Here is a 17,765-nt window from a genome sequence, read left to right on the forward strand (position 1 = left end):
CAGCCCATGGACCTGACTGTCATTCCGGGCTCGCGCATCGTAGAGGTCGCCCGCCTCGCATTTTCCACTCCAGACGTCGATCTGCTCTGTTTCGGCGAATCCGATCAGCCCAGCCCGCTGGCGGCTCGCGACGCGGCAATCCGCGCCCTGTCCGAAGGACACACCCGCTACCCCGACGTCCGGGGCGTCCCCGCGCTAAGACAGGCGTTGTCTGACTACCTGACCCAGCTACACGCCAAACCAGTGGCGGAGGCCCGCATCCAGGTAACCGCGTCGGGCATGACCGCGCTCGCGGTCGCCATGGCGGCGGTGCTGCGCCCCGGTCATCGCGTGCTGATCCCCAGCCCGGCCTGGCCCAACATCGCCAGCGCCGCCGCGCTGCGCGGCGCAGTGGTCGAGCCGATCGATCTCGACGTCCAGCCCGACGGCAGCTTCAGGCTCGATCTCGATCGCCTGGACATGATGATGGACGGCGCCCGCGCCCTGGTCGTGAACTCGCCCGGCAATCCCACCGGCTGGACCGCGACCGAGGCCGAACTGCGCGCCATCCGCGATATCGCCCAGCGCCACGGCGCCTGGCTGATCAGCGACGAGGTCTATTCCCGCCTGGTCTACGACGGCCGCGACGCCGCCCCCTCGATGCTGGATATCGCCGAACCGGATGACCGGATCATCGTCTGCAACAGCTTCTCCAAGACCTGGATGATGACCGGCTGGCGGCTCGGCTGGCTAGTGGTGCCTGCCGCAACCAGCGAACTCATCGTCGACCTGGTGGAGACCCTGCATTCTGGCGTCGCACCCTTCATCCAGCTCGCCGGGGTCGCCGCGATCGCCGACACCGAAACGATGCAGCAATTCCGCGCCCATTGCGCCGTCGGCCGCGATCTCGCCACCCAAACTCTGACCGGACTGAGCGGTATCCGCTACCAACCCCCCGCCGGCGCGTTCTACGCATTCCTCCAGGTGGACGGATTGCGCGACAGCCTCGACCTGGCGAAGCAACTGGTGACCCGCCACGGCGTTGCCGTCGCACCCGGCGTGGCGTTTGGATCAGCCGGCGAAGGCTGGCTACGGGTCTGTTTCGCGCAATCGTCGGGATTGATGGAGCGGGCGATGCAGCGCCTGAGTGACGGCATACGGGCGGAGATGGCACGATGACCGAACCAACCCCTGGGACCGAACCTGTTTGTGGAGCCTGCGGCGGCCCGGTCCGCGCACCGTTCCGAGCCCCGGCCCCCGAAATCGCACCCGACCTCGACATGCGTCCAGGCGAACCGGCACGTTCCACCTTGCGCGACTGGATTCAACTCTGTCCCGCCTGCGGCGCCGCGGCACCGGACCTCGCCGCCCTGCCTTCGACCGCGCGCGCGGTCGCCAAATCCGATGAATACCGCATGCTGACCACCTCGGCGCCGGAGGAAACCCTGCCGTTCCGCCGCTGGGCGCTGATCTGTCAGCGCACCGGGGACCGCCCAACTCAGGCCGAGGCCCTGTTGCAGGCCGCATGGGCCGCTGATGACGCCGCCGCGATGACCGAACCGGCTCGCCTGCGCACCGAGGTCGCGGCGCTGTGGGACGGCACCACCGACATCGAACTCGGTCTGCGCCGACTGGATGTGCTGCGCCGCGCCGGCCTGTTCCAGGAAGCCGAGGCCTGGGCAGACCACATGTCCCAGCATGGCCCGGACGAACTCGCCGCCACACTCATCGCCTTCCAGCGCACCAAAATCGCCGCGCGTGACATCGGCCGCCACCTGATCAGCAGCGCCTTGCCGCCGCCCGCGCACACGCCTTATGTGTCCCAAACCAATCGCGCCACCACTGGATTCTGGTCCCGCCTGCTGCGCCAATGACGCTCGGGTTCAAATGACCATCGCGGTCAGATCATGAACATGCGCAGGATGGCGGTGCCCAGCAGGATCAGCCCGATCGCGGCGAAAGCCAAGGTGCTGTATGGCGGCAGCACTCCCATCACCCCCAGTACTAGATAGCCCCCGGCGATCAGCACCGTCACTGCGGCAAGCAGAAAACTTGGTTGGCCCATCGAAGCAGCGCCTTCGCGGCTGTAGAATCTCAGCACGAAGATCAGAAACGCGACAATGAACGGCAATAGCAGGATCGTAGAGGCGTTCGTCATACGGCGTCATACTCACATCGGATGACCGTGGTGATAACCGATCCGCACCGACCGCCGCGACATGAAACCACCTTCGACCGTCGCAGCCGCAGGCGAAACGTCCTCGGAGCCGCCGAACCCGGCACGTCCCGCAACCCGGCCGGACCCCGGTGTCTTCGCGCGCCGGCCGAATTGGCGCATCATCCCCCCGCCGCGAGCGGACCCGGCCATCTGCCGAAACCGCGCCGATCCGACACAAGGAAACCATCGAACCATGATCAACGTCCTCGCCATCATCACCGCCAAACCGGGCAACCGCGAGAAGATCCTGCAGGCCTTCCGCGCCAACATTCCCGCCGTGCACGCCGAGGCCGGCTGTATCGAGTATGGTCCCGCGGTGGACGCCGAAGACGCCGGCCGCATCCAGACGCCGTTCGGCGCCGACACCTTCGTGGTGATCGAGAAATGGCAGAGCATGGATCACCTGAAGGCCCACGGCGCGTCTGCTCACATGGCCGAATACGCCGCCAAGACCAAAGATCTGATCGCCAGCCGGGTGATCCACGTGCTGTCGCCGGCCGCCTGACGCAATCGCCAGGCCGCACGTCCGCCTGGCCAGGACCTTAAGCGGCGGCGGCTTCCGTCTGCGTCCGCCGCGCGCGTAGCCGGCGAATCCGCCTCGCGTCGGCGTCCAGCACGCGGAATTCCATGCCGGACGGATGGCTGATCACCTCGCCCCGGGTCGGCACCCGGCCGGCCAGCGTGAACACCAGGCCGCCGACCGTCTCGATATCGGCGTCACGCTCGTCCTCGGTCAGGATCCGCCCAACCTTGCTCTCAAAATCCTCGATCGGCATCCGGGCATTCAGGTCCAGCGCGCCATCCGGCCGCTCGCTGATCATCGGCGCCTCGACGTCGTCGTGCTCGTCGGCAATGTCGCCGGTGATGGTTTCCACCAGGTCCTCGATCGTCACCAGCCCGTCGATGCCGCCATATTCGTCCACCACCAGCGCCAGGTGGATGCGCTGCGTGCGCATCTGCAGCAGCAGGTCCAGCACCGGCAGTTGCGGCGCGACCATGAGCGGCTTGCGCATGATCGCCTCCAGCGCAAACGCCTCCGGTCGGCCGACATAGGCGAACACGTCCTTGATGTGGATCATGCCGATCACATCGTCCAGTTGCTCGCGGTACACCGGCAGGCGCGAGTGGCCGTCGTTGCGGATCAATTCGATCGCCTGGGCCAACGTCACATCCGCGCGCATCGCAACGATATCGGCCCGCGGCAGCATCACGTCGTCCGCCGTCGTCTCGCGCAACCGCAGCACATTGGCGATCAGCAGCCGCTCATGACGATCGAGCTCCGGCTGCTCCCCCGGAAGCTGCTGCGCGTCGGCGGCTTCCTGCACCAGTTCGGCGATCGATTCGCGCAGCGAGTGTTCGCTCTGCCGGCGCCCCAGCAGATGACCCAGCCGGCCCAGCAGCGTGCCGCGATGGGTGCTCATCGGCGCTGCCACGGATTGGGCACGCCGATGCGGTGCAGGATGCGGGTCTCCGCCATTTCCATCCGCCGAGCCTGGCCCGGATGATCGTGCTCCGCGCCACCCAGGTGCAGCGCGCCATGCACCACGAGATGAGCCAGATGATCGGCCGGACGCCGACCCTGCGCGGCGGCCTCGGCGCGCACCACGCCCAGCGCCAGGATGACCTCCGGCGCCGGATCGGCGTAGGTCAGCACGTTGGTCGGCTTGTTCCGGCCACGGTGACGCCCGTTCAGTCCCCGCACCACGCGGTCGGAGGCCAGCACGACGGTTCCCGCCATACCGGCGGCACGCGCCGCGCGCCGCACGATCGCGCCGGCGTTCGGGATCAGTCGGTGCCAGGCCGGATCCGTCACGACGATCTCGATGGCGCCGCCACCTGCGTCGGACGGACGGCTACTAGGAGGTTCCATCGCTACTCGATTGCTCGCTGGTTTTCGGCCGCTCCCGTTCCCGGCGGGCCTCGCCCAAAGCTGCGTCTCGTTGATCATAGGCGCCAACGATCCTGGCCACCAGGGGATGGCGCACCACGTCGCGCTGCCCGAACCGCACCACGCCGATGCCCTGGATACCCTCCAGGGTGTCCAGCGCATCCCGCAGACCGGAGCGGAGCCCGTTCGGCAGATCCACCTGGCTGAGGTCGCCGGTGACCACCATCCGGGCCCCGTCCCCCATCCGGGTCAGAAACATCTTCATCTGCATCGGCGTGGTGTTCTGCGCCTCGTCCAGGATGGCATAGCAATGCGCCAGGGTGCGGCCGCGCATGAACGCCAGCGGCGCAACCTCGATCTCGCCGTTGGTCATGCGCCGGATCACCTGGTCGGCCGGCATCATGTCGTGCAGCGCGTCGTACAGCGGCCGCAGATACGGGTCGATCTTCTCCTTCATGTCGCCGGGCAGGAACCCCAGCCGTTCGCCGGCCTCCACCGCCGGGCGCGACAGCACGATACGGTCCACCTTGCCGGCCTGCAGCATGGCGACGGCCTGCGCCACCGCGAGGTAGGTCTTGCCGGTCCCCGCCGGGCCGACCCCGAACACCATCTCCTGATTGGCCAACGCCTCCATGTATTCCGCCTGGCCCGGACTGCGCGGGCCGACCTCGCCCCGCCTTGTGCGGATCGCCGGCAGGTCCGACAGCGGCAGCCGCGGATCGTTTTCCGCATCCGCCAGCCGGATCGCCGCCTCGATCTCGGGCCGTCCGACGCTTTCGCCGCGCTCCAGCCGCCGCCACAGCCCGCGCAGCAGCTCCTGTGCCACGTCCACCCGAACCGCGTCCCCCGCGATCGCCACCCGATTGCCCCGGCACGACAGGCGGACCCCCAAGGCCTGCTCGATCCGCACCAAATGCCGGTCGTGATCCCCCAACAACAGCGGCAGCAAGGTGTTGTCGTTGAACTTGAGGGTAATGGCCTTGCCGCCGGACGCGGCGGAGGCAGTCGGTGCCGCAGGCGCGGCCCGGGGGACGGCGATCTGGGTCAAGCTATTCGTCTCTCCTCGACAAGGGTTCCCGACAATGAGTTTGGCATATTGGCAATGATTCGCACAATCGATTCAGTACCAATCAGACCGGCCTGTCCCATCACATGTACAGGCTGAAGAAATGGTGAACGCCCGACGATCTGACCAGGGTGACGGCCGAATCCGGTGAACAACACCGCCAGATCGAGCCCCACGCAGCCGGCGGCGAATTCGCCCTGCTGGTCGCGCAGCAGCGCCTGCAGGGTCCGCAGCCGCCGGTCCTTGTCCGCCTCCGCCACCTGCGACGGCGCTCCGGCCGCCGGCGTACCCGGCCGCGGCGAGTATTTGAAACTGTAGGCCTGGGCGAACTTGACCGCGCGGACCAGCGCCAGGGTGGCCTCGAAGTCGGCCTCGGTCTCGCCCGGATGACCGACGATGAAGTCCGACGACAGCGCCAGGTCGGGCCGCGCCGCGCGCAGCCGTTCCACCAACCGCCAGTAGTCCGCCGCCGAGTGCTTGCGGTTCATCGCCGCCAGCACGCGGTCCGATCCGGACTGCACCGGCAGATGCAGATACGGCATCAGCGTCGGCAGGTCGCGGTGCGCGCCGATCAGGTCGTCATCCATGTCGCCGGGATGCGACGTGGTGTAGCGCAGCCGGCCCAAGCCCGGAATCTCGGCCAGTGCCCGCAACAGCCGCCCGAGGCCCCAGACACTGGTTGAACCGGAGCCGCTGGTTGAACCAGCCGGCGCCGCGCCATGCCAGGCGTTGACGTTCTGGCCCAGCACGGTGATCTCGCGCGCGCCCTGCGCCACCAGGTGACGCGCCTCACGCAGGATGCTGTCGGCCGAGCGGCTCTGTTCGGCGCCGCGGGTATACGGCACCACGCAGAAGCTGCAGAATTTATCGCAGCCTTCCTGCACCGTCAGGAACGCGGTCACGCCCTGCGGCGCGCGGCTCTGCGGCAATTGGTCGAACTTGTCCTCGGGCGGGAAGTCGGTCTCGATCACCCCCGCCCCCCGGCCGCCCGCTTTGCCGCCGGCACGAGCGGCGCGGGCGACCATTTCCGGCAGCCGGTGATAGGTCTGCGGTCCCAGCACGATATCGACATAGGGCGCCCGAGCCAGGATCTCTGCCCCCTCGGCCTGCGCCACGCAGCCAGCCACCGCGAGGATCATCCGGTTGCCGGTCGCCTCCTTCAATCGGCGCAGCCGTCCCAGCTCGGAAAACACCTTTTCCGCCGCCTTGTCGCGGATGTGGCAGGTGTTCAGGATCACCATGTCGGCGCCGTCCGGGTCCGCCGCCGGCGCATAGCCGATCGGCGCCAGAACGTCCGCCATCCGCCCGCTGTCATACACGTTCATCTGGCAGCCCCAGGTGATGACATGTAGACGTTTGCGTTTAGTCCCGGTCATCCATGCCAATCCCCACACCCAGGCCGGACCATTCCGGCATCGGCGGCGGAAGCAATGATCGGCTCGACCGGCAGGGTCAAGCGCAACAACGGGCCTGGGCGCGCAAGCGCGGGGTTACCTCCTTGGACAAGATCAGTCTGGGGGCATCGAACCGGTTCGTGTCAATAACCGAGTGGCCCGTCACGCAGGCTTCACCGGACTTTGCGCAAACTCCCGGGCTTGTGGACTGCCTCCGCCCCGGTCTTGTCGCTCCGCACCTTGTATTCCGGGTTCGCCTCGGTGGCTTGGGCAGTGTGGCCCTTCACCTTCGTGGTGGACGTGACCTTTGCTTCTACGACGCCTTTGGTCGGACCCCGGGATGTGCCCCAGGAAACCCTCTCGCCGGGACGAAGCGCCTTGGTCATCGCAGTCTCCTTTGTCTGACCGCGAGGTTGGCGACGTAGCAGCCGCCGCAAGCCCGCTGAGGCAATCGTGACCCCCGATAGTCGGACCGAGCGCAAACCGAGGCATCCTCATCTGCCAATCCAGCCATTAGCCGTGCAGCTAGGCGCCGACCTTCGGGACACGCCGGCTCCGACACCCCCGGTCGGGTTTATTCCCTGCCTCGGCCAACCCGCTACCCAGCCAGCGCCGCCCCTACCCAAGCGGTCAGCGTCCACAACCCCAGCAGCACCACCTGCGCCGCCACCGGCAACACCGGCGCCGGCCCCTCCGCCGGGATCGCCCGGCCGCCGTTCAGCGCCAGCGCCGTCACCGGCAGATACACCACGAAGCTCGCCAGCGTCGCCAGCAGCAGCCCAGTGACAAAAGCCCGGCCGTCGAACACCAGCAGCGTCGCCAGCGCCGCCACCACATGCGGCAACCCCGGCAGCCAGGGCTGCTCGGCGGAGATCGCGAAACCACCCGTCAAGGCACGAACAGCGCGCATCGATCAGCTCCCTACATCCGCGGACAAATTGTCATGAAAGTTCAACCCGGCCGTCGTTTCGGCAACGATACTAGCCCGAATCAGGTAATCGCCGAACCGCTCGTCCCGCCGCCGCGCCGTCGCGTAGCGCTCGAACAGCGGCGACAGCGCCGCCACGATCGCGTCGCCATCGACATCACGGCGATACAGCTTGTTCAGCCGCACCCCCTCGAACGCCCCGCCGAGATACAGGTTGTAGATACCCGGCGTGCGACCGACCAACCCGATCTCCGAGACATACGGCCTGGCGCAGCCGTTCGGGCAGCCGGTCATCCGCAGAGTGATCTCGTCCTCGCCCAGTCCGAACCGCTCCAGCTCGCCTTCCAGCCGGCTCACCAGATCGGGTAAGTAACGTTCACTTTCCGCCAGTGCCAGCCCGCACGTCGGCAGCGCCACGCAGGCCATCGCATTGCGCCGCAGCCCAGCTGCCGGCCGATCCAGCCCATGCTCCGCCAGTAGCGCCTGCACATCGCGCCGAGACGCCGCCGGAATCTCCGCCAGTATCAGATTCTGGTTCGCCGTCATGACAAACCGTCCGACACCCAGCGCGGCGATCGCGTGCAGTCCGGCCAACATCTCGCCGCGGATCCGGCCATTCTCCACGAACAACGTGAAGTGTGCCGAACCATCCGCTTCCTCGACCCAGCCCAGCCGGTCCCCGGTCGAGGCAAACGCATACGCCCGCGCCGGTTCCAATCCCACCGCCAGGCGTTCGCGCAGCAAACCGACGAAGCGATCCAGTCCGATCGCGTCGATAGTGTATTTCAACCGAGCATGCTTTCGATTGAAACGATCGCCGTGGTCACGCTGGACGGTGACGACCTGCTCCGCCACATCGATCGCATCGCGCGCCCGGCAGAATCCGATCACGTCGCCGGTCCGCGGATAGGTCTCCGTCTCGCCATGCGTCATCCCCATGCCGCCGCCGACCACCACGTTGTAGCCGACGATGGCACCGCTCTCGACGATGGCGATGAACCCCAGATCATGGGCGAACACATCGACATCGTTGTGCGGTGGCAGCGCGATGGCGATCTTGAACTTCCTCGGCAGATAGGTCCGCCCCAGGATCGGCTCGTCCTCCACCGCCTCACCCGCCACCTGCTGCTCGCCCAGCCAGATCTCGTGCCAGGCTCGGGTGCGCGGCAGCAGGTGCTCGGAAAGCCCGCGCGCCAGCGAACTGATTTCGCCATAAAGCGCGCGCCGCCACGGATCGGCCGACGCGATGACGTTGCGATTGACATCGCCGCAGGCCGCGATCGTGTCCAGCGACACGTCATGCAGCCCCTGCATCAGCGATCGCACGTTACCCTTCAGCACCCCATGCAACTGCACCGTCTGGCGCGTCGTCAGCCGGATGCTGCCGTTGCCGCGCTGCAACGCCAGTTGATCGATCGCCAGCCATTGCGCCGGGCTGACGGTGCCCGAGGGGATCCGCATCCGCACCATGAAGCTGAACGCCTTCTCCATGCGTTGCTTGCCGCGTTCGGCCCGCAGATCACGGTCGTCCTGCTGATAGAAGCCATGGAATTTCGTCAGTTGAGTGTCATCGTCCGCCAGCGCCCCGGTCTCGACCCGCGTCAGACCCTCGGCGATCGTGCCGCGCAACAAACGACTCTCCGCCTTGATCCGCTCGTTGGCCGACAATTTCGGTTCCGCAGCCATGCCGATGACCCTCAGTAAACGTCGCGCAGATAACGGCCGTCGCGCCGGATCGCATCCAACTCCGCCTTCGCCGCCGCCGCATCCTGGCGACCCTGATCGGCCAGGATCCGCAGCAGCATCGCGTGCACGTCCTTGGCCATCGCGTTGGCGTCACCACAAACGTAGAGCGCCGCGCCCTCTTTCAACCAGCCATGCAGCTCCGTCCGAGCCTCCCACAGCGCGTCCTGAACGTAGCGCTTCCGCGGCTGATCGCGGGAAAACGCCACATCCAGCCGGGTCAGCAGGCCGCTCTTCACCCAATCCTGCAGCTCCAGCTGATACAGAAAATCATGGCTGTAGTTGCGATGCCCGAACACCAGCCAGTTGCGCCCGCCCGCCGCCGTCGCCTCCCGCTCCTGCAGGAAGCCGCGGAACGGAGCCAGACCGGTGCCCGGCCCAACCATGATGATCGGCCGCCCGCCGTCCGCCGGCAGCCGGAAATGCGCATTCGGCCGAAGGAACACCTTCAACCGATCGCCCTCATTATGGCGCGCGGTGATGTCCAGCGAGGCCACGCCACCCCGTTCCCGCCCATGCGCCGCATAGCGCAGCCCGGCAACCAGCAGGTGCGCCTCGTCCCCCACTGCCCGCCGGCTGGACGCAATCGAGTAGTAGCGCGGCGGCAGCGGACGCAGCAGCGCCGTCAGTTGTTCGCCACTCAATGCCCCCGGCGCGGTCTCCAGCAGGTCGATGACCTGCCGCCCCACCGCCCAATCCGCCGGCAGCGCCGCAGTCTTCGTCTTGCGGGCGAAATCCTCGACCTGCCGCGCGGTCAGCGTGGTGATATCCAGCCGCTCGATCAGCGCGCCGCGCAACGCCGCGTCATCGCCCAACCCCGCCGCCCGAAGCACCGCATCTGCCAGCGCCGGGTCGTTCTCGGCCACCACCCCCAGCGAGTCGCCCGGCTCATACAGGATGCCCGACCCCGCCAGCGACACCGCGACATGATGCGTATCCGACGACGACCGGCTGCCACTCAGCCGCACGTGTTCGGTGATCTCGGCCGGGTACGGAACCGCCCGCGTCGGCGCCTCCGCCCCCGGCCGGGCAAAATCGACATGGATCACCGACGCACCCGCCGCCTCGCCACCGACCTCGGCGTTCAACCGCTCCAAGGTCGCATCGATCCAGCCCGACGCCGCGGCCTCGAAATCCAGGTCGCACTCGATCCGGTCAGCCACCCGCGCCCCGCCCAACGCCGCCAGACGCTCATCGATCGCCCGCCCGATCTCGCAGAACTGGGCATAGGCGCGGTCGCCCAGCGCCAGCACAGCGAACCGCGTCTTGTCGAACCGAGGCGCATCCTCGGCCATCAACGCCTCATGAAAATCCACCCCTCGCTGCGGCGGGTCGCCCTCGCCCCAGGTCGAGGCAACGATCAGCAAATTCTCCACCCCGGCCGCCTGCTGCGGCGTGAAGTCCGCCATATCGACCACTTTCGCCGCGAAACCGAGTTTCGCCGCCGCCTTGCGCGCTCGCCCCGCCAGCGCCTCCGCGTTGCCCGATTCGGTGGCGAACAGGATGGTCAACGGCGCGCGCTTGGCCGGCGGCGCGGCAGGCGCAACGCCTTGCGGATCATTCGCCGCCTGCAGCCCCGCCAGATAGCCCGAAAGCCACGCCCGCTGTTCCTCCGTGGTCACCGAGATCACCCGGTTCAGCGCCGCGATCTGTTCCTCGGCAAACGGCGCCGTCGTCGGAAGCAAGGGAGCAGTTTGCATGTTTTGTCCTTCAGCCTTGTGCCAAGCGGAGTCGGTCCGCGGCATCGGCGTCGCTACCCGCCACAGTCATCGGTTCGGTCTGCTGCCAATCGGCCAGCAACGGCCGCAAACCAATGGTCGGCCCAACCACGATCAGCGTCGCCGCGCTGGGCGCGATGCCGGCCGCCGCCGAACCCGCCTCGGCCAACGTCGAAATCCGCACCTCCTGATCGACCCGCGTGGCATTGCTAATCAGCGCGACCGGCTCACCGGGTTCACGCCCCGCCTGCATCAGGCGGTCGGCGATCTGCCCGATCCGGCGCTGCGCCATGTAGAACACCAGCACCTCCGACCCGCGTGATACCGAGGCCCAGTCCACATCCGCCAGCTCGCCGCTGGAATCATGCCCGGTCGCCAGCGCCACGCTGCGCGCCAGCCGCCGATGTGTCAGCGGAATCCCCGCCGCCGCGGTGGCCCCGAGCCCGGCGCTGATTCCCGGCACGATGCGAAACCCGATCCCGGCGGCAGCCAACGCCAGCGCCTCCTCGCCACCGCGCCCGAACACCAGTGGGTCGCCGCCCTTCAGCCGCACCACCCGCAGACCCCGCCTGGCCAACCGGATCAGCCGGTCGTTGATCCGCAACTGCTGCGTGCGCGCTCCGCCGGCCCGCTTGCCCGCCAGCTCCAGCACCGCGTTCGGCGCCAGCGACAGGATCGCCTCCGACACCAGTGCGTCGTGCACCACCACATCCGCCTGCCCCAGAGCATACGCCGCGTGCATCGTCAGCAGGCCCGGATCACCCGGACCCGCCCCCACCAGCCAAACCGAACCTGGATCGAACCGTGCGCCGACAAGACCGGGAAAATGCATCGAACAGGAACGCCTTGAAACGCGCTCGTGGCGCAATCGAGTGGCGCTTAAGAGGATATTTTTTCCAAAACTGCAAGATCAAAGCCGTCACTTAGATAATATTTCTCCAAAAGACCCTCATCAAGCAGCCACGTGCTCTTTCCAACCAAAAAGCGAAAAAACCAACCTCGTGTTGCCAGCCCAGCCTCCGCCCACCATGGTGCGCGGCTGCAACCCGACCGCCCGAGGCATCAATGGACGACGACTTCCGCAAGGCCGCGCTCGACTACCACCGGCTTCCCCGGCCCGGAAAACTCGCCATCGAGGCCACCAAGCGCATGGCCACCCAACGCGACCTGGCGCTGGCCTACTCGCCCGGCGTCGCCGCCGCCTGCGAGGCGATCAAGACCGACCCTAATGCCGCCTACGACTACACCACCCGCGGCAACCTCGTCGGCGTGATCTCTAACGGCACCGCGGTGCTCGGCCTCGGCAACATCGGCGCCCTGGCCGGCAAGCCGGTGATGGAAGGCAAGGCCGTCCTGTTCAAGAAATTCGCCGGCATCGACGTGTTCGACATCGAGGTCGACGCCACCGACCCGGCCCGCTTCTGCGACGTCGTCGCCGCCCTGGAACCCACCTTCGGCGCCATCAACCTGGAAGACATCAAGGCCCCCGAGTGCTTCGCCATCGAGGCCGAGTTGCGCGCCCGCATGGCCATCCCGGTGTTCCACGACGATCAGCACGGCACCGCCATCACCGTCGCCGCCGCCGTGCGCAACGGCCTGCTGCTGCAGGGCAAGGACCTGTCCGACGCCAGGCTGGTCACCTCCGGCGCCGGCGCCGCCGCACTGGCCTGCGTCGACCTGCTGGTCTCGATGGGTCTCCGCCCCGAGAACGTCACCCTGACCGACATCAGCGGCGTGGTCACCAAGGACCGCCCCGGCATGCTGGCGAACATGGCCCGCTACGCCCGCGACGCCAGTGCCGCCACGCTGCGCGACGCGCTGCCGGGCTGCGACATCTTCATGGGCCTGTCCGCCCCGCGCGTGCTCCACCCCGACTGGCTGCCGCTGCTCGCCGACAAGCCGCTGATCCTGGCGCTGGCCAATCCCGATCCCGAAATCGACCCCGACATCGTCGCCGCCGCCCGCCCCGACGCCATCATCGCCACCGGCCGCAGCGACTACGCCAACCAGGTCAACAACGTGCTCTGCTTCCCGTTCATCTTCCGCGGCGCCCTGGATGTCTGGGCCAGCACCATCAACGAGGCAATGAAGATCGCCGCCGTCGAAGCCATCGCCCGGCTCGCCCGCGTCGAGGCCAGCGAGGTGGTCGCCGCCGCCTACGGCGGATCGGCCCCGGTGTTCGGCCCGGACTACATCATCCCCAAGCCGTTCGACCCCCGCCTGATCCTCGAAATCGCCCCCGCCGTCGCCCGTGCCGCGATCGAAACCGGCGTCGCCCGCCACCCGATCGCCGACTTCGCCGCCTACCAACGCGACCTGCAGCGTTTCGTGTTCCGCTCCGGCTACCTGATGCGCCCGGTGTTCGAAGCCGCCTCCCGCGATCCCCGCCGCGTGGTGTTCGCCGAAGGTGAGGACGAACGCATCCTGCGCGCCGCCCAGACCCTGGTGGATGACGACATCGCCCAACCCATCCTGCTCGGCCGGCGCGCCGTGATCGCCGCCAAAATCAAGGAAATGGGCCTGCGCATCGATCTCGAAAACACCGTCCGGGTGCTCGACCCGACGCTCGACAGCGACGTTTTCGACCGCCTGGTCCCGCCATACCAGCGCCTGTCCGGCCGTCGCGGCACCCCGCCCGAGGCCGCCGCAAGGCGCCTCTCCACCCGAGCCTCGGTCGCCGCCGCGATGCTGCTGCATGATGGCCAGGCCGATGCGGCGATCTGCGGCGGCACCGGCGGCTGGTGGCGCCAGATCCAGTACATCCTGCCGATCATCCCGCGCCGGCGCGACGTCAACCGGATCTACGCCTTGTCCTGCCTGATCATCCCCAGCGGCGTGCTGTTCATCTGCGACACCTTCATGGTGCTCGATCCCACCGCCGAGCAGATCACCGAAATGACCCTGCTCGCCGCCCAGGCGGTGCGCGGCTTCGGCCTCATCCCCAAGGCGGCGCTGGTCTCACACTCCAGCTTCGGCGCCAGCGACAGCCAGTCGGCGCGCAAGATGCGCCAGGCCCTGGGCATGATAAGGGCCCAAGCCCCCGGCCTGGAAATCGATGGCGAGATGCACGCCGACGCCGCCCTGCTGCAGGCGATCCGCGACCGCGCGGTGCCCGACAGCCAGCTCGGCGGCAGCGCCAACCTGCTGATCATGCCGACCCTCGATGCCGCCAACATCTCCTTCAACCTGCTGAAGGCCGCCGCCGACGGCCTGCCGGTCGGGCCCATCCTGCTCGGCATGTCCAAGCCGATCCACGTCGTCGTCCCCAGCGTGACCGCACGCGGGATCGTGAACCTCAGCGCCCTCGCCGTGGTCGAGGCGCAGGAGCAGGCCAGCCCAACCTACCCAAAATGATCCACTACCCCACATGAACGCCCACCCCACATGATGGCCTGACCATGCTCTGGCTTCTGTTCGGTGCCGTCGTCCTGTTCCTGCTGCTCGGCGGCATGAGCGCGTTCGCCAAGGCCTCGGTCACCTCGATCAAGGCGCTGCTTACCTGGATCCTCGCCCTCGGCGGCCTCAGCCTTGCGCTGCTGTTGATCCTCTCCGGCCGCGGCGGCGTCGCGCTCGGCGCGCTCACCCTGTTCGGTCCACTGGTTTATCAGCGCTGGCAGGCAGCCCGCGGCCGCCGCGCCGCGGGGCCAGGAACCGGCACCCACAACGCCAACTCGGCGCCCCCCCGCTCCGGCCCGATGACCCGTGAGGAAGCCTACGCGGTGCTCGGATTGCGGCCCGGCGCCTCGGAACCGGACATCAGGAGCGCCCATCGCCGCCTGATGCGCGGCGCCCACCCCGATGCCGGCGGGTCCGACTGGCTCGCCGCGCGGATCAATCAGGCCCGCGACATTCTGCTTGGGTAAAGCCGGGCACCGACTTATCTTCACGCCGCAGCCCCGTGCTCGCGCGCCGGTATGCGGCGTTGCCATGTCAGCAGCGCCACAGGCTAACCCGCGCCGCGCGAATTTGCGAAAAATTTGGATTGGAGCCGTGCGTGATTAAAAAACTGCGCAAAGCCGTTCTCCCCGTCGCCGGTATGGGAACCCGCTTCCTGCCCGCCACCAAGGCCACCGCCAAGGAGATGTTGCCGGTCGTCGACAAGCCGCTGATCCAATACGCCGTGGAAGAGGCACGCGCCGCCGGCATCGAGCAATTCTGCATGGTCACCGGCCGCGGCAAGACCGCCATGGTCGAACATTTCGACGTCGCCTTCGAATTGGAGGCCACGCTGCGCGAACGCGACAAACAGGACGCGATCGCCGCCCTGGCCGGCACCCGCAGCGAACCCGGCTCGATCACCTCGGTTCGCCAGCAGGTGCCGTTGGGCCTCGGCCACGCCATCTGGTGCGCCCGCGCCTTCGTCGCCGACGATCCGTTCGCCATCCTGCTGCCCGACGACATGGTGCTGTCCGACAAGCCCTGCATGCAGCAACTCACCGAAGCCTACCGCGAAACCGGCGGCAACGTCGTCGCCATCACCGAGGTTCCGCCGGAACAGACCAACCGCTACGGCATTCTGCGCACCGGAAAGGACGATGGCCGCCTGGTCGAGGTCCTCGGCCTGGTGGAAAAGCCGGCGCCCAAGGACGCACCGTCGAACCTCTCGATCATCGGCCGCTATATCCTGATGCCGGAGGTCATCAACCACCTCGCGCGGATGGACCGCGGCGCCGGCAACGAGGTGCAACTGACCGACGGCATGGCCCGCCTGATCGGCGAGCAGCCGTTCCATGGCCTGCGCTACCAGGGCCGCCGCTTTGACTGCGGCGACAAGATCGGCTTCCTAGAGGCACAGATCGCCTTCGCCCTGCAGCGACCCGACCTGGCCGGCGCGGTGCACGCGTTCCTGAAAAACTACGTCTGACAGCGGGAGCAACCCGATCCATGGCCTTCTCCCACCATTTCGATCCGACGGTGCTGCGCGAATACGACATCCGCGGCATCGTCGGGCGGACCCTGCATCCGGCCGACGCCTTCGCCATCGGCCGGGTGTTCGGATCGATGCTGGTCGAAGCCGATGCGCCGGCCACCCACGCCGAGGCCGACGCCAGGGCGCCCAATGCCAACTCGCACGCTGCGGCCAAGCGAGTAGCGGTGGGCTACGACGGCCGCCTGACCAGCCCCGATCTGGAACGGGCGCTGGTCGATGGGCTCCAGGCCAGCGGCATCGAAGCCCTGCGCGTCGGCCGCGGACCGACCCCGATGCTGTACTACGCCGCGACCAAGCTGGAGACCGACGGCGCCGTCATGGTCACCGGATCGCACAACCCGCCCGACTATAACGGCTTCAAGATGATGTGGGGCCGCAAGCCGTTCTTCGGCCAGCAGATCCTGCGGATCGGCAAGCTGGCCGAAACCGGCAACGTGGTGCCCGAGGCGACCGGTGCCGAACAGGCGGTCGCCATCGCCGATGACTACGCGGCGCGCCTGCTATCCGACTGGGACGGCGGCGACCGCATGCTAAAAGTGGTCTGGGACAACGGCAACGGCGCCGCCGGCGACGTGCTGGACAAGCTGGTGGCATCGCTGCCCGGTGAGCACTGCGTGCTGAACGGCACCATCGACGGCCGCTTCCCCGCCCATCACCCCGATCCCACCGTGCCGGCCAATCTGGCTCAACTGATCGCCGAGGTGCGCGCCCGCAAGGCCGATATCGGCATCGCCTTCGACGGCGACGCCGACCGCATCGGTCTGGTCGACGACACCGGCACGATCATGTTCGGCGATCAGATTCTGGTGCTGCTGGCGCGTGACGTGCTGAAGGAACATCCTGGCGCCACCATCATCGCCGACGTCAAGGCCAGCCAGGTTCTGTTCGACGAGATCGCCAAGGCCGGCGGCCATCCACTGATGTGGAAGACCGGTCACTCGCTGGTCAAGTCGAAGATGGCCGAGACCGGCAGCCCGCTGGCCGGCGAAATGTCCGGCCACATCTTCTTCGCCGACCGCTGGTACGGCTTCGACGACGCACTCTACGCAGCGGTCCGCACCCTCGGCATCATCGCCCGCATGTCCGGCAAGCTGTCGGAGATGCGCGAAGCCCTGCCGCACGTCGTCAACACCCCGGAGGTCCGCTTCGACTGTGACGACCGCCGCAAGTTCGCGGTGATCGAGGAAGTCGCCGCGCGCCTGCAGGCCGAGGGCGCCAAGGTCTCCGCCACCGACGGCGTCCGCGTTCAGACCCCGGACGGCTGGTGGCTGCTGCGCGCCTCCAACACCCAGGCCGTGCTGGTCGCCCGCTGCGAGGCCACCAGCACCGCCGGCCTGGACCGGCTGAAGGCCGCGCTGGTGACGCAACTCGAAGCCTCTGGCCTGGAACAGCCGGATTTCTCCGGCAGCCACGCCGGCCACTAGGTGTTTGGTCCCGGAGTGTGATGGTAGGACCACCCTGACGATGACAGGCGCCAACCAGGCCAGCTTCACGCATCAGGCGGGCAATCCGCTTACGCCCATGCCTGGCCCGTCAGCCCGAAGCTGAGCATGGATGCGCGGGGCGCCATAGATATGCCGGAACCTGTCCAGACCGCCGGGACCACCGCAACCAGAGCCACAGAGAAAGTCCCCAATGAATCTGGAACTGCCAACCCCATACCATTGAGAAAAACAAATGTGGAATCAATGCGGTTGCAGCAAGGTCGATAGCTAGATAGCAGGTTGCGGTATCTGGAGCGCGGCCTTTGGCCATCCGAACAACGCAAATGGCCAGGGGGATGTTCGCATACCATGCTACCGATAGCCTGAGCGGCCCTAGCCAACCGATTCGCGACCTGATCGAGCCCCATGACCCGCAGGGCAGAAGCGACGGTGCGTCGACCGGGTACAAGGATCGCA

Annotated in this window: 17 protein-coding genes; 7 read left to right on the forward strand and 10 right to left on the reverse strand. The window is 67.6% G+C overall.

Features of this window, described 5'->3' with window-relative positions; translation table 11 throughout:
• The first annotated feature begins 6 nt into the window (after nucleotides 1-6).
• Together ACQY4Y_RS26715 and ACQY4Y_RS26720 are read left to right on the forward strand one after the other, a co-directional pair.
• A complete protein-coding gene (locus tag ACQY4Y_RS26715) occupies nucleotides 7-1,158 on the forward strand; it encodes a pyridoxal phosphate-dependent aminotransferase (protein WP_428493591.1) in 1,152 nt (383 codons plus the stop codon).
• On the forward strand, nucleotides 1,155-1,853 hold the full coding sequence (locus ACQY4Y_RS26720; protein ID WP_428493592.1) for a hypothetical protein: 699 nt from the start codon (nucleotides 1,155-1,157) through the stop codon (nucleotides 1,851-1,853). The genes ACQY4Y_RS26715 and ACQY4Y_RS26720 overlap by 4 nt, the downstream gene beginning before the upstream one ends.
• A 26-nt stretch (nucleotides 1,854-1,879) precedes the next feature.
• Here ACQY4Y_RS26720 and ACQY4Y_RS26725 read toward each other — a convergent pair whose 3' ends face one another.
• On the reverse strand, nucleotides 1,880-2,137 hold the full coding sequence (locus tag ACQY4Y_RS26725) for a hypothetical protein (protein WP_428493593.1): 258 nt from the start codon (nucleotides 2,135-2,137) through the stop codon (nucleotides 1,880-1,882).
• A 253-nt stretch (nucleotides 2,138-2,390) separates the two neighbouring features.
• On the opposite strand from ACQY4Y_RS26725, the gene ACQY4Y_RS26730 reads away from it, so the two are divergent.
• Entirely contained in the window at nucleotides 2,391-2,702 is a 312-nt protein-coding gene (locus ACQY4Y_RS26730) for a putative quinol monooxygenase (protein WP_428493594.1), read from the forward strand.
• 37 nt (nucleotides 2,703-2,739) lie between these two features.
• On the opposite strand, the gene ACQY4Y_RS26735 is transcribed toward ACQY4Y_RS26730, so the two are convergent.
• From ACQY4Y_RS26735 to cobA, 9 genes are all read right to left on the reverse strand, one after another.
• Nucleotides 2,740-3,618: a hemolysin family protein gene (locus ACQY4Y_RS26735; RefSeq protein ID WP_428493595.1), complete on the reverse strand. Its 879-nt coding sequence runs from the start codon at nucleotides 3,616-3,618 to the stop codon at nucleotides 2,740-2,742.
• Nucleotides 3,615-4,067 carry an rRNA maturation RNase YbeY gene (gene ybeY / locus ACQY4Y_RS26740; protein WP_428493596.1) on the reverse strand — a complete coding sequence of 151 codons (453 nt, stop codon included), beginning with the start codon at nucleotides 4,065-4,067 and terminating at the stop codon, nucleotides 3,615-3,617. Before ybeY ends, ACQY4Y_RS26735 begins: the two co-directional genes overlap by 4 nt.
• Nucleotides 4,054-5,124, reverse strand: a complete 1,071-nt coding sequence (locus ACQY4Y_RS26745; protein WP_428493725.1) for a PhoH family protein — start codon at nucleotides 5,122-5,124, stop codon at nucleotides 4,054-4,056. Before ACQY4Y_RS26745 ends, ybeY begins: the two co-directional genes overlap by 14 nt.
• A 5-nt stretch (nucleotides 5,125-5,129) precedes the next feature.
• Complete coding sequence (miaB, locus tag ACQY4Y_RS26750; RefSeq protein ID WP_428493597.1) at nucleotides 5,130-6,527, reverse strand: tRNA (N6-isopentenyl adenosine(37)-C2)-methylthiotransferase MiaB; 1,398 nt, start codon at nucleotides 6,525-6,527, stop codon at nucleotides 5,130-5,132.
• A 191-nt stretch (nucleotides 6,528-6,718) separates the two neighbouring features.
• Nucleotides 6,719-6,931 carry a DUF2945 domain-containing protein gene (locus tag ACQY4Y_RS26755; protein ID WP_428493598.1) on the reverse strand — a complete coding sequence of 71 codons (213 nt, stop codon included), beginning with the start codon at nucleotides 6,929-6,931 and terminating at the stop codon, nucleotides 6,719-6,721.
• 212 nt (nucleotides 6,932-7,143) lie between these two features.
• The gene (locus tag ACQY4Y_RS26760) at nucleotides 7,144-7,455 is read right to left on the reverse strand and encodes a hypothetical protein (protein ID WP_428493599.1); all 312 of its coding nucleotides are present in this window, start codon (nucleotides 7,453-7,455) and stop codon (nucleotides 7,144-7,146) included.
• Nucleotides 7,456-7,458: 3 nt separating this feature from the next.
• Nucleotides 7,459-9,159 (reverse strand): NADPH-dependent assimilatory sulfite reductase hemoprotein subunit, encoded by a 1,701-nt coding sequence (locus tag ACQY4Y_RS26765; protein WP_428493600.1) that lies wholly within the window; start codon nucleotides 9,157-9,159, stop codon nucleotides 7,459-7,461.
• An 11-nt stretch (nucleotides 9,160-9,170) separates the two neighbouring features.
• Nucleotides 9,171-10,916, reverse strand: a complete 1,746-nt coding sequence (locus tag ACQY4Y_RS26770) for a diflavin oxidoreductase (protein ID WP_428493601.1) — start codon at nucleotides 10,914-10,916, stop codon at nucleotides 9,171-9,173.
• Between the two features lie 10 nt (nucleotides 10,917-10,926).
• Nucleotides 10,927-11,766, reverse strand: a complete 840-nt coding sequence (cobA, locus tag ACQY4Y_RS26775) for a uroporphyrinogen-III C-methyltransferase (RefSeq protein ID WP_428493602.1) — start codon at nucleotides 11,764-11,766, stop codon at nucleotides 10,927-10,929.
• Between the two features lie 233 nt (nucleotides 11,767-11,999).
• On the opposite strand from cobA, the gene ACQY4Y_RS26780 reads away from it, so the two are divergent.
• The 4 genes from ACQY4Y_RS26780 (at nucleotide 12,000) to pgmG (ending at nucleotide 17,288) form a co-directional block, all read left to right on the forward strand.
• Nucleotides 12,000-14,288 (forward strand): NADP-dependent malic enzyme, encoded by a 2,289-nt coding sequence (locus ACQY4Y_RS26780; protein ID WP_428493603.1) that lies wholly within the window; start codon nucleotides 12,000-12,002, stop codon nucleotides 14,286-14,288.
• A gap of 44 nt (nucleotides 14,289-14,332) precedes the next feature.
• Nucleotides 14,333-14,797 carry a hypothetical protein gene (locus ACQY4Y_RS26785; protein WP_428493604.1) on the forward strand — a complete coding sequence of 155 codons (465 nt, stop codon included), beginning with the start codon at nucleotides 14,333-14,335 and terminating at the stop codon, nucleotides 14,795-14,797.
• 131 nt (nucleotides 14,798-14,928) lie between these two features.
• Nucleotides 14,929-15,798, forward strand: a complete 870-nt coding sequence (locus ACQY4Y_RS26790) for a UTP--glucose-1-phosphate uridylyltransferase (RefSeq protein WP_428493605.1) — start codon at nucleotides 14,929-14,931, stop codon at nucleotides 15,796-15,798.
• A gap of 20 nt (nucleotides 15,799-15,818) precedes the next feature.
• Entirely contained in the window at nucleotides 15,819-17,288 is a 1,470-nt protein-coding gene (pgmG, locus tag ACQY4Y_RS26795) for a phosphoglucomutase/phosphomannomutase PgmG (protein ID WP_428493606.1), read from the forward strand.
• The last annotated feature ends 477 nt before the right edge of the window (nucleotides 17,289-17,765 follow it).

The sequence above is a fragment of the Rhodopila sp. genome, from assembly GCF_965277165.1.
Classification (GTDB): domain Bacteria; phylum Pseudomonadota; class Alphaproteobacteria; order Acetobacterales; family Acetobacteraceae; genus Rhodopila.